Raw genomic sequence first — 11,981 nt, forward strand, 5'->3', positions numbered from 1 at the left:
CCGTAAAACTTCTTCTTAGTGCAAATACACCATTCAACTATAGAATTTACTGGAAAAGAAAACACCTCAATTATCACGATTGGTACTTTTGACGGTGTTCATATTGGGCATCAAGAAATTATAAAAAAACTGGTAAAGCAAGGTCGAAAAAACGGTTACGCTTCGGTTATCCTTACTTTTTTTCCCCATCCTAGAATGGTCTTGCAACAAGGCACAGACTTAAAATTATTAACTACTTTAAACGAGAAAATTTCCTTATTGGAAAAAACAGGATTAGAGCATTTGGTTATTGAACCTTTTACAAAAGAATTTTCTAGGTTAACCGCAGTTGATTTTGTGAGAAACATTCTAATTAAAAGATTAAAACTAAAAAAATTGGTAATTGGTTACGACCATCATTTTGGTAGAAATAGGGAAGGTAATTTTGAACAATTGCAAGAATACGGTTCGCTTTATGGATTTACCGTTGATGAAATTCCCGCACAAGACATTAAGAATGTTTCTGTAAGCTCAACAAAAATCCGCGAAGCATTATTAGAAGGAGATATTCAAAAAGCAAATAGTTTTTTAGGTTATGAATATTTACTTACCGGAACTATTGTTCACGGCAAAGGTTTGGGCAAAAAAAATAATTATCCTACCATAAATATTAACATTAAAGAAACATACAAACTTATACCAAAGCCCGGGGTTTATGTAGTTAAAACCATTTTGGGCAAACAACATATTTTTGGCATTATGAATATTGGTTTCCGGCCCACGGTTAACGGAAAACATCAGACCATAGAGGTGCATTTACTGGATTTTAATGCAGACCTGTACGGCGAAATTATTCAAATATCCATTGCCCATCGCTTACGTGACGAGCAAAAATTTGATTCTTTAGAAAATTTGTTCACCCAGATTAAAGTTGATGAAAAGCAAGCTAGAAAATTGATTGAAACTGGCCAAGTTTCGTTTAGTTAAAAGCAATTTTAATCCTTATCTTTGTCGGCTTAATACCAAAAACATGTTACAAGTAGCTTTTATTAGAGAACATAAGGATCTTGTTTTAAAAGGTTTGGCAAAACGGAATTTTACCGATGCAGAAAACATTATTGAACAGGTCATTTCAACTGACGAAAATCGAAAATCTATTCAAACTGAATTAGACACTGTTCTGGCAGAATCCAATAAACTTTCAAAAGAAATAGGGTTGCTGTTTAAGTCTGGAGAACAACAAAAAGCTAATTTGTTAAAAGAAAAAACAAGTCAGTTAAAGGAGAAATCCAAACAGCTAAACGAGCAGCTAGTAACAGCTCAAAACAATTTGGATAATTTACTGTATCAAATCCCCAACATCCCAAATATATTGGTTCCTGAAGGAAAAGGCGAAGAAGATAATGAAGAAATTTTTAGAGAAGGCGATATTCCAAAATTGCACGATAAAGCTTTGCCACACTGGGAGTTGGCTAAAAAATACGACATTATAGATTTTGAATTAGGCAATAAAATAACAGGTGCCGGCTTTCCGGTTTATAAAGGTAAAGGAGCAAAATTACAACGTGCACTAATCAATTATTTTTTAGATAAAAATACGGCAGTTGGCTATCAAGAAGTTCAAGTACCTTTGCTAGTTAATGAAGCATCAGGATTTGGAACCGGGCAATTACCAGACAAGGAAGGACAAATGTATCATGTTACGGGTGATAATCTGTATTTGATTCCCACAGCGGAAGTACCTGTTACCAATATTTATAGAGATACTTTACTAAAAGAAAGTGATTTCCCTATTTTACACACTGGTTATACGCCTTGTTTTAGACGCGAGGCAGGTTCTTACGGAGCACATGTTAGAGGTTTAAACAGGTTGCATCAATTTGACAAAGTAGAAATTGTAAGAATTGAACATCCTAATAATTCTTATGATGCACTTGACAGGATGGTAAATCATGTAAAAGAAATGTTGCAAGAGTTAAAATTACCGTATAGAATTTTAAGATTATGCGGTGCTGATATCGGGTTTACTGCTACCCTAACCTATGATTTTGAGGTCTTTTCAACAGCTCAAGATAGGTGGTTAGAAATAAGTTCAGTTTCAAACTTTGAAACTTTTCAGGCCAATCGTTTAAAATTGCGTTTTAAAAATTCAGAGGGTAAAAGTGAACTGGCTCATACGCTAAATGGAAGTGCATTAGCATTGCCCAGAGTACTGGCAGGAATTTTAGAAAATTATCAAACCGAAAATGGAATTAAAATTCCAGAAGTGTTACAAAAATATACTGGGTTTGATAGTATAAACTAATTTGCTACTACTGCTACCATTAATTTTTTATAGCGTTGTATTTCTAACAATGCATTAAAATAATCATTAATCTGACCATTTTTCATATAAAAAGTAGCTTGTTCTTTAGCAATTTGGTGCTGATGTTTTAACTCGTTCATGGTAAAAAAATTAGTTGCTTTTAAGCTTAAGGCAATAGTTGTGCCAAAATGCAAATTGGGTTAAGTAATTTTTTTATCTCACGTATTATTTTTAATTAGTTAAAACTTCTTTTAGTACCTTTGAAGTATATGTCAAATAAATTTCGACAAAAGCTATAACGACATGTCATCTAAGATTATTGTACTGTTTTTTTTAATATCTTCATTTTGTATTGCACAAAATGCAAATTTGGCTAACATGTATTTTGAACGTGGCGACTATGTTCAGGCCGCAGCAATCTACAAAAAACTATATCAGAAAAATGATGTAAGGCAAGACTATTTTAAACGATTACTCTCCTCTTATCAAGCACTTGAAAAATTTGAAGTAGCTTCTAAATTATTGAGCCAACATCAAAAAAAATTTAGAAGACAAAATAATTTATGGGTAGAAATTGGTTATAATTTACAACTGCAAGATAAAACAGAAGAAGCCAAAACGTATTATCAAAAAGCTCTGAAAATTATTGAAGATGATCCATTTCAAGGAAGTGGTATAGGTCGTGCTTTTGAGCAAAATCATTTAATTGATTATGCTTTGCAATCTTACAAAAAAGCAATGGCCCTTAATCCTAAATTAAATTTTGATCTTAACGTAGCTTATCTTTATGGTGAAAAAGCGGATATTGAAAATATGTTTGACAGTTACTTAAATCTAGTAGCAAAGAATGAACAGTACTATTCAACCGTACAACGATATACAGGTAGATTTATAACTGAAGATAGTGAAGACTCAAACAACAAACTATTTAAAAAACTAGTTTTAAAAAGACTTCAAAAAAATCCGAACAACTCATGGAATAAATTATTAAGCTGGCTCTACACTCAGCAAAAAGAATACAATAAAGCCTTGATTCAAGAGAAAGCTCTATACAAAAGAAATGAGGATACACTGTCAAGGATAATTGAATTGGGTGATATTGCTTTTTATGATGAGGATTACACTACAGCAAAAGAAGCATTTACCTATATTTTAGAAAATACTAAAGACCCAAATCTAATTTTAAATGCCAATTCTTATTTATTGGAAGTGGCCACAAAATTGGCATCAACCAAGAAGGAAGTTGAAGCTATAGAAGAAAAATTTCAAGAATTGTTTTCTGTATATGGTCGTACCAACTCAACCTTGGAATTACAAATGGCCTATGCCGATTTTTTGACATTTACCAAAGATGAGCCTGAAAAAGCAATATCCATTTTAAAAGAGGCTTTAACCCAAACAACTTCTGATTATCAACATGGTGATTTTAAACTAAAGCTAGGAGATGTTTTGGTTTACACCAACAGGTTTAACGAAGCTCTGATTAATTACTCACAAGTTCAAACGGACTTAAAAAACAGTACATTGGCACAAACGGCACGTTTTAAAGTAGCACAGACTTCTTATTTTAAGGGCGATTTTAAGTGGGCATTATCACAACTTAAAGTGTTGAAAAAGTCAACTTCTCAATTAATTGCAAATGATGCATTGGAGTTGCATTTATTAATTTCTGACAATATTGTTGGCGACACGCTGCATACTGCTCTTAAAATGTATGCCAAGGCAGATGTATTGGCGTATCAAAACAAAAATAAATCTGCAATTGACAGCCTAGATATTGTGCTAAAGAAATTTAAAGGTGGAGCCATTGAAGACGAAGCCCTATACAAACAAGCAAAAATATATACTAAAATTAAAAAGTACGATTTGGCCGAAGCTAACTATTTGCAGCTCATTGAATTTGATAAAACGGGCATTTTAGTGGACAATTCCTATTTTAAGTTAGCGGAACTTTACAAAAACTACCTCAACAAACCTGATAAAGCCAAAGAAATGTACCAAAAGATTATTTTTGAATACCCAAATAGCATATTTTTGGTTGAGGCAAGAAAACAATTTAGGAAGTTAAGAGGAGACATAATCAACTGATGTTGATAAATCTCAATCCCGATAGTTATCGGGACAAATAACAAATTCCAATGATTCCGGTAATTGGAATTTAGAATTTTAATAATTGAATTTTTTAACATATGTACATCTATAACGTAACCGTAAATATTGACGAATCCGTAGAGCTAAAATGGCTCAATTGGATGCAGAACGAACATATACCCCAAATGCTGGACACCGGTAAGTTTTTTGAGGCAAAAATGTGTCAGGTAATGGTAGAAGAAGATATGGGCGGTGTTACCTATTCTGTGCAATATACCACTGAGGATAAAGAAACCTTAGAGAGATATTATAAAGAAAATGCAGATCAGCTTAGACAAGAGGCTGTTAAATTATTTGGCAATAAGTTTGTCGCTTTTAGAACAGAATTAAAAGTGGTTAATCACGTTAAAAATTTTATTAAATCGTAAAATGTATTAATGTCGGTAAGAGCAAAAAAACATTTAGGCCAACACTTTTTAAAAGATGAAAACATAGCAAAAAAAATTGCTGATACACTTACCGAAACCAAATACGATACCGTTTTAGAAATAGGTCCTGGAATGGGCGTACTGACCAAATATTTACTCCAAAAAGACCTAACAACCTATGTTATTGAAATTGATTCAGAATCGGTAGAATATCTAGAAGCCCATTATCTCAATTTAGCAAGCCGAATCATTTCAAAAGATTTTTTAAAAACAGACATCAGTACGCTATTTGCTGACACACAGTTTGCCATCATAGGTAATTTTCCATATAATATATCTTCGCAAATTGTTTTTAAAACATTAGAAAATAGAAATCAGATTCCTGAATTATGTGGTATGTTTCAAAAGGAAGTTGCTCAACGTATTGCTGAAAAACCAGGAAGTAAAGCCTATGGAATATTATCTGTATTAACACAAGCATTTTATGATGCCGAATATTTATTTACTGTTCCACCAAGTGTTTTTAATCCGTCACCAAAAGTAGATTCGGGGGTCATCAGATTGATACGTAAGGAAAATTATGCACTGCCCGTAGATGAAAAATTATTTTTCAAGGTAGTAAAAACCGCTTTTAACCAGCGAAGAAAAACCATCCGTAACAGTTTAAAATCATTGAATTTATCAGATAAATTAAGAGAAGATACTATATTTGCCAAACGCCCTGAACAATTATCTGTTCAAGAGTTTATAAATCTTACTAAAAGCATAGCCAAAGATGCCATTTGAAATTACAGATGAACTAATCGAACAAATTCAAAAGCTTATCTTAAATCAAGATGACAAGGCTATTTTGGGTTTGTTGGCAGATGAGCATCACGCCGATATTGCCGAATTGCTCGAGGATCTAACGCTAGATGAGGCCACCTACATTATTAAATTACTGGATAGTGAGCTGACTTCCGACATTTTGGTGGAAATGGACGAAGATGATCGTGAAAAAGTGCTAAAAAACCTTTCAGCGAAAGAGATTGCCAAAGAATTAGAGGAACTCGATACCGATGATGCCGCCGATATGGTTGCCGAACTTCCCGAGGAGCGTCAAGAAAAAGTGATTTCAAAGATTGAAGATGAAGAACATAAATCTGAAATTGAAGAGCTTTTAAACTATGAAAAAGATACTGCAGGTGGTTTAATGGCCAAGGAACTGGTCAAGGTTTATGAAACTTGGACCGTTGCCGGATGTTTACGAAGAATCAGGGGCCAGGCCAAAGACGTAAAGAGGGTACACTCCATTTACGTGGTCAATAAGGAAGAGCAATTGATTGGTCGTCTTTCTTTACGAGATTTAATCACCGCTAAAAATGAACAAAAAATAGCGGATATTTATATTTCAAATGTTGATTCAGTACATGTAAATGATGATGATGAAGAAGTTGCAAAAGTTATGGCCAAATACGATTTAGAGGCCGTGCCTGTTGTTGATGATGACAATACACTATTAGGAAGAATTACTATTGATGATATTGTTGACGTTTTAAAAGAAGAAGCAGACAAAGATTATCAGTTAGCCGCGGGTATTACGCAAGAAGTTGAGGCCGATGATAGTATTTTTGAACTCTCAAAAGCTCGTTTGCCCTGGTTGATTTTAGGTCTTATTGGCGGTTTGGGATCTGTTGTAATAATGGAAGGTTTTGAAAATGCACTATCAAAATACAAAGAACTTTTCTTTTTTACACCTTTAATTGCTGCCATGGCAGGAAATGTAGGTGTACAATCTTCAGCAATTATTGTACAGGGTCTAGCTAATGATAACGTAAAAGGAAGTTTACTAAATAGGCTCTTAAAAGAAGTTGGATTGAGTTTAATAAGTGGTGTAGTGTTGGGCATATTGGTAATTATTGCAGGTTTTTTCATGCAACTTGAAATACGTTTTAGCATTACCATTGCAATTTCTATGATGTGTGTAATTATTGTTGCCGCCTTGGTGGGTACTTTTGTCCCAATAATTTTAAACAAAAGAGGTGTTGACCCTGCCATTGCTACAGGTCCGTTTATTACTACCAGTAATGATATTTTTGGCATTTTCCTTTTCTTTTATATCGCAAAGCTTATGCTTGGGTTTTAAGAACTAATAAAAAGAAGCTGCATCACTTATTTTTCATTATTTTTGCTCTTCAAATTCTAATTAATGTCTGAAGAAAAAAAATCGCTTAATTTTTTAGAACAAATTGTAGAAGAAGATTTGGCAAATGGTCTTGATAAAGACAAATTGCGTTTTCGGTTTCCGCCAGAGCCTAATGGGTATCTGCACATTGGCCACGCTGCATCCATTTGTTTGAATTTTGGGTTGGGGCTAACCTATAACGCTCCAGTAAACCTACGTTTTGATGATACCAATCCCGCCAAAGAGGAACAGGAATATGTAGATGCTATAAAAAAAGATATACAATGGTTAGGCTTTCAGTGGGCAAATGAATTGTATTCTTCAGATTATTTTCAGCAATTGTATGATTGGGCTATAGAATTGATAAAAAAAGGTTCAGCTTATGTTGATGACCAATCTTCTGCTACAATAGCGGAACAAAAAGGTACACCAACTGAAGCCGGAACTAACAGTCCGAACAGAGACAGACCTATTGAAGATAACTTAGCACTTTTCGAAAAAATGAAAAATGGTGAATTTCCAGAAGGTTCCCATGTGTTACGTGCAAAGATAGATATGACATCTCCAAACATGCACATGCGTGACCCCATTTTATATCGTGTTTTGAATAAAAAGCATCATAGAACCGGAACTATATGGAGCATTTACCCAATGTACGATTGGGCTCATGGACAATCAGATTATATCGAGCAAATTTCGCATTCGTTATGTACGCTGGAATTTAAAAGCCATAGACCACTTTATGATTGGTGTTTAGATCAAGTGTGTTCTGGTGATGATTTACGTCCAAAACAACGTGAATTTGCCCGTCGAAATTTGAGCTATACCGTAATGAGCAAACGTAAACTCTTACAATTGGTAGAAGAGGGTCATGTAAATGGCTGGGATGACCCTAGAATGCCTACTATTTCTGGATTGCGAAGAAGAGGCTATACACCAAATGCTATTAAACAATTTAGCGAAGTTTCAGGAATATCGAAACGTGATAATGTTACTGATGTAGCTTTATTGGAATTTTGCATCAAAGACGATTTGAACAAAACTGCACCTCGTGTTATGGCAGTATTGAATCCTATAAAGGTAGTGATTACCAATTATCCAGAAGGAAAAGAAGAATTTATTGATGCATCATACAATGACTATGCAGAGGGTTTTGGTAGTAGAGAAGTTCCTTTTTCAAGGGAACTATTTATTGAAAAAGAAGACTTTAGAGAAGAAGCTAATAAAAAGTTCTTCCGGCTAAAATTAGGTAAAGAAGTACGATTAAAAAATGCATATATCATAAAAGCGGAATCTGTTGTAAAAGATGAAAACGGCGAAATAACCGAAATACATTGCAATTACGATCCGTTGAGCAAAAGTGGTAGCGGCACAGAAGAAAGCAAACGTAAAGTGAAAGGCACTTTGCATTGGGTCTCTGTACCTCATGCGGTGAAAGCCGAAGTACGATTGTATGACAGGCTATTTAGTGATGAAGCTCCAGATAGTCATAAAGACAAAGATTTTAAAGAGTTTATCAATCCAAATTCATTGGAAGTTATAAATGCTTTTGTAGAACCGAGTTTACAATCGGCAAAAGTTTTGGACAGGTTCCAATTTCAACGTTTAGGCTATTTTTGTGTGGATGATGATAGTACGGCTGAGCATTTAGTGTTTAATAGAACTGTACCTTTAAATGATAGTTGGGCGAAAATAGAACAAAAAGACAAAAGTGAAAAACCTATAACTAATAAAAATATTGATGATTTATTAGCTCTTTCTAGCAAATATTTAAAGTCAAAAGAGAAAAATCAGAGATTAGATTTATTAGATCAGATGTCTGAATTAAGCAAAAATGTTGAATTACAAGACTTGCTTGATGTTTTGAAAACTGCCATTAGCAATAAAGAATATTTTACTTATTTAATTACCTTCAATAAATCAAATATTTTAGTGCGTTTGAACAAGGAATATTCTGATACAGTGACAGAATTTATAGGTTATGCCTTAAAAATGAAAAATTCTTATGTTCGATATCAAGCAGTAGATTTTATTAATAATAATCGTGATTTTAAATATAAATTTATCACACTTCTAAAAAAAATGGAAGTAGAAGAAAAAAACTCAACCATTTCTGAGCGATTAAAACTTGTTTTAAATGAGTAAATCTGGAATTTAAGATTTAATTTCTACCAATGCTATCACAATTAATGTTTCGATGAAAATCATAGAACAAATAAAGCTTCCCATTAAAGCGGAAATGGAATTCTTTGAAGATAAATTCAAAGCTTCTATGATTTCTAATGTCCCTTTATTAAACAGAATTACTCACTTTATAATCAATAGAAAAGGCAAACAAATGCGGCCTATGTTTGTTTTTCTGGTGGCTAAAATGGTTTCTGGTGGTAAGGTTAACGACCGTACTTACCGTGGGGCTTCATGTATTGAATTGATTCATACGGCAACTTTGGTGCACGATGATGTGGTAGATGACAGTAACCGACGTCGTGGATTTTTCTCGATTAACGCTTTATGGAAAAATAAAATTGCGGTTTTGGTTGGCGATTTTTTATTATCAAAAGGTGTTTTACTTTCTATAGATCATGGTGATTTTGACATTTTAAAACTAATTTCTGTAGCTGTACGTGAAATGAGCGAAGGCGAACTGTTACAGATCGAAAAAGCCAGAAAATTAGATATAACAGAGGATGTCTATTTTGAAATTATCCGCCAAAAAACAGCAACATTAATTGCTGCTTGTTGCGGTATTGGTGCCACATCCGTAAATGCTACACAGGAAGAAGTTCAAAAAATGCGAAAGTTTGGCGAAATTATAGGTATAGCTTTTCAAATAAAAGATGATCTTTTTGATTATTCTGAAGCAAAAATTGGTAAGCCAACTGGTATAGACATCAAAGAACAAAAAATGACCTTACCGCTAATTTACACGTTGAACAATTGCTCTGAGCGAAATAAAAAATGGCTCATCAATTCAGTTAAAAATAAAAACAAGGATAAAAAACGTGTAAAAGAAGTTATCGCCTTTGTAAAGGATAATGGTGGTATTGAATATACCATCCAAAAAATGAAAGATTATCACGAAGAAGCTATGTCTATTTTAAATTCGTACCCTGATTCTGAATATAAAAAATCGTTAACCGAAATGGTTAATTATGTGATAGAAAGGAAGATATGATTAACTCCCGCACTTTTGCAACAGTAGCTTCACCTAGAAATAAAAATTATCAATTTTCTAAAAAATAATTCGTTTTTTTAATAATTTGGAATGAAAATTGATGCCTTTCCATCAATTGCTGCTAAGAAAAGAAACATCCTTTACTAAATTAAAAATATTCTTATGCGAAAAATCATGTTTTTGTTTTTAGCAACAATTTGTTTAAATTGTAATGACTTAGAATTTTCAGGAAATAATGAAATAAATGACGATAGCGAGTTTATTATAGATCCAGAAAATCAAAATTTTGGAGCAGAAGGTTCATTTTGTTATGGATTTTCGGAACCGACTACAGGCAACAAAGCAACTATTGATATTCCATCGGAATTTCCAGAATCAGTTGATCTTTCCTCTTTTTTACCACCTGTTGGCAATCAAGGTAAACAAGGCTCATGTGTTGCTTGGGCAACTGGTTATTATCTTAAAGGGTATCAAGAAAATGTTGAAGACACCAATAGCGGTATTCCAAACCCTAATAATTTATTGAGTCCCGCATTTATTTACAATCAAATTAAAGTAGCAGATTGCAGCAGTGGCTCTCAAATACCAAGTGCCTTAGAGCTTATTTTTGATACAGGAATAGTTACGCTAAACGAAATGCCTTACAATGAAAATGAGTGTGACATACAACCCACTGAAACACAAGTTAACCTAGCAGAAGAGAATAAAATAACTTCATTTTCTTATTTGGATGGCAGTACGTTATTTGATCAAGCTAAGGCTTTCTTAAATAATAATCAACCTATAGTCATTGCTATTTCTATTGATAGAAATCATTTTGGAAAAATAGATGCTAATGGAGATGCCGTTTACCGAGAATTTGAAACCGCTGACGGAGCACATGCCATGTTGGTTGTTGGTTATAATGATACAAAAAATGCGTTTAAAGTAGTAAATTCTTGGGGGACCAGCTGGGGCAATAACGGGTTTGTATGGATAGACTACAAAGCTTTTCAAGAAGTTTTGGACGCTGACTCTGATTTCAAAATTTTATGTGAAGCTTGGGTTGCTGAAGATGAAGTTCCTGCAAGTAGTTAACTACAGACTTTACAGTCTTCTTTACTTTTAATTTCTCCAACCAATTTACCTTTTTCATTTAATTGGTAACCGCAACAATCCATAAAGCCTTGAGCAATCATTTTCCTGGCTCGCTGTATTTGCGATTTTACAGTTGGCAATGGCAACTTTAAAATTTCAGCTATTTCCTGTTGTTTATAGCCTTGTATGTCCGACATAAACAAAGGGTCTCTATATTTTTTATCCAAGCTTTTAACAATTCCGTACAAACAATCATGTTCGGTATGTTCATAAAAGTCAGCAGTTTGATTGTCGAAATCTTCAATATCTTTTTTTGCAATATTGTCATCAAGCGTAACATGATTTTTTTTGGTCGCTCTAAAATAATCCATGACGGTATTATTTGCTACTGTAAATAACCACGATTTTATTTTAGTAAGATCCTGTACATTGGAAATTTTGGTATGTACTTTTATAAAGATTTCTTGCAACAAATCGTCCGTAATCGTTTCGTCCTTGGTTTTGGAAAGAATAAAACGCTGTACATCATCTGAGTAGGTTTTCCAAATTGTATTCGTTTCTTTCATTAGGTCTTCTCAATTTTATTTCTTTTGAAAATTAAGTTTTAATCACATAAAAACCCCTCCGCCTCCCGATAGCTATCGGGACGGCACCTCCCCTTGAAAAAAGGGGAGGATTTTCGTTATTCCAATTAAATTTCTTCTGCGATTAACAATTACAACCAGAACAGCTACAATTTTCGCAAGTACAATTGGCACAAGT

The 11,981-nt window shown here is 33.6% G+C and carries 11 protein-coding genes; 9 read left to right on the plus strand and 2 right to left on the minus strand.

Annotated features, from left to right (window positions below):
* Nucleotides 1-18: 18 nt before the first annotated feature.
* Together U5A88_RS11750 and serS are read left to right on the plus strand one after the other, a co-directional pair.
* The gene (locus tag U5A88_RS11750; protein ID WP_354206661.1) at nucleotides 19-966 is read left to right on the plus strand and encodes a bifunctional riboflavin kinase/FAD synthetase; all 948 of its coding nucleotides are present in this window, start codon (nucleotides 19-21) and stop codon (nucleotides 964-966) included.
* A 43-nt stretch (nucleotides 967-1,009) separates the two neighbouring features.
* On the plus strand, nucleotides 1,010-2,284 hold the full coding sequence (gene serS, locus U5A88_RS11755) for a serine--tRNA ligase (RefSeq protein ID WP_354206663.1): 1,275 nt from the start codon (nucleotides 1,010-1,012) through the stop codon (nucleotides 2,282-2,284).
* Here serS and U5A88_RS11760 read toward each other — a convergent pair.
* Nucleotides 2,281-2,424, minus strand: a complete 144-nt coding sequence (locus U5A88_RS11760) for a hypothetical protein (RefSeq protein WP_354206664.1) — start codon at nucleotides 2,422-2,424, stop codon at nucleotides 2,281-2,283. The genes serS and U5A88_RS11760 overlap by 4 nt on opposite strands.
* A gap of 163 nt (nucleotides 2,425-2,587) precedes the next feature.
* On the opposite strand from U5A88_RS11760, the gene U5A88_RS11765 reads away from it, so the two are divergent.
* The 7 genes from U5A88_RS11765 (at nucleotide 2,588) to U5A88_RS11795 (ending at nucleotide 11,219) form a co-directional block, all read left to right on the plus strand.
* Nucleotides 2,588-4,372, plus strand: coding sequence for a tetratricopeptide repeat protein (locus tag U5A88_RS11765; protein WP_354206666.1), 1,785 nt, complete (start codon nucleotides 2,588-2,590; stop codon nucleotides 4,370-4,372).
* A 101-nt stretch (nucleotides 4,373-4,473) separates the two neighbouring features.
* Nucleotides 4,474-4,803, plus strand: coding sequence for a DUF4286 family protein (locus tag U5A88_RS11770; protein ID WP_354206668.1), 330 nt, complete (start codon nucleotides 4,474-4,476; stop codon nucleotides 4,801-4,803).
* A 9-nt stretch (nucleotides 4,804-4,812) separates the two neighbouring features.
* Nucleotides 4,813-5,589: a 16S rRNA (adenine(1518)-N(6)/adenine(1519)-N(6))-dimethyltransferase RsmA gene (gene rsmA / locus U5A88_RS11775; protein ID WP_354206670.1), complete on the plus strand. Its 777-nt coding sequence runs from the start codon at nucleotides 4,813-4,815 to the stop codon at nucleotides 5,587-5,589.
* Nucleotides 5,579-6,928, plus strand: a complete 1,350-nt coding sequence (gene mgtE / locus U5A88_RS11780; protein WP_354206671.1) for a magnesium transporter — start codon at nucleotides 5,579-5,581, stop codon at nucleotides 6,926-6,928. Before rsmA ends, mgtE begins: the two co-directional genes overlap by 11 nt.
* 63 nt (nucleotides 6,929-6,991) lie before the next feature.
* Nucleotides 6,992-9,112: a glutamine--tRNA ligase/YqeY domain fusion protein gene (locus U5A88_RS11785; protein ID WP_354206673.1), complete on the plus strand. Its 2,121-nt coding sequence runs from the start codon at nucleotides 6,992-6,994 to the stop codon at nucleotides 9,110-9,112.
* A 52-nt stretch (nucleotides 9,113-9,164) separates the two neighbouring features.
* Complete coding sequence (locus U5A88_RS11790; protein ID WP_354206675.1) at nucleotides 9,165-10,142, plus strand: polyprenyl synthetase family protein; 978 nt, start codon at nucleotides 9,165-9,167, stop codon at nucleotides 10,140-10,142.
* Nucleotides 10,143-10,304: 162 nt separating this feature from the next.
* Nucleotides 10,305-11,219: a C1 family peptidase gene (locus U5A88_RS11795; protein WP_354206677.1), complete on the plus strand. Its 915-nt coding sequence runs from the start codon at nucleotides 10,305-10,307 to the stop codon at nucleotides 11,217-11,219.
* Here U5A88_RS11795 and U5A88_RS11800 read toward each other — a convergent pair.
* Nucleotides 11,216-11,785 (minus strand): sigma-70 family RNA polymerase sigma factor, encoded by a 570-nt coding sequence (locus tag U5A88_RS11800; RefSeq protein WP_354206678.1) that lies wholly within the window; start codon nucleotides 11,783-11,785, stop codon nucleotides 11,216-11,218. The genes U5A88_RS11795 and U5A88_RS11800 overlap by 4 nt on opposite strands.
* Nucleotides 11,786-11,981 lie beyond the last annotated feature (196 nt).

Origin of the sequence: Aureibaculum sp. 2308TA14-22 (assembly GCF_040538665.1) — a bacterium.
In the GTDB taxonomy this organism is placed as follows: Bacteria; Bacteroidota; Bacteroidia; order Flavobacteriales; family Flavobacteriaceae; genus Aureibaculum.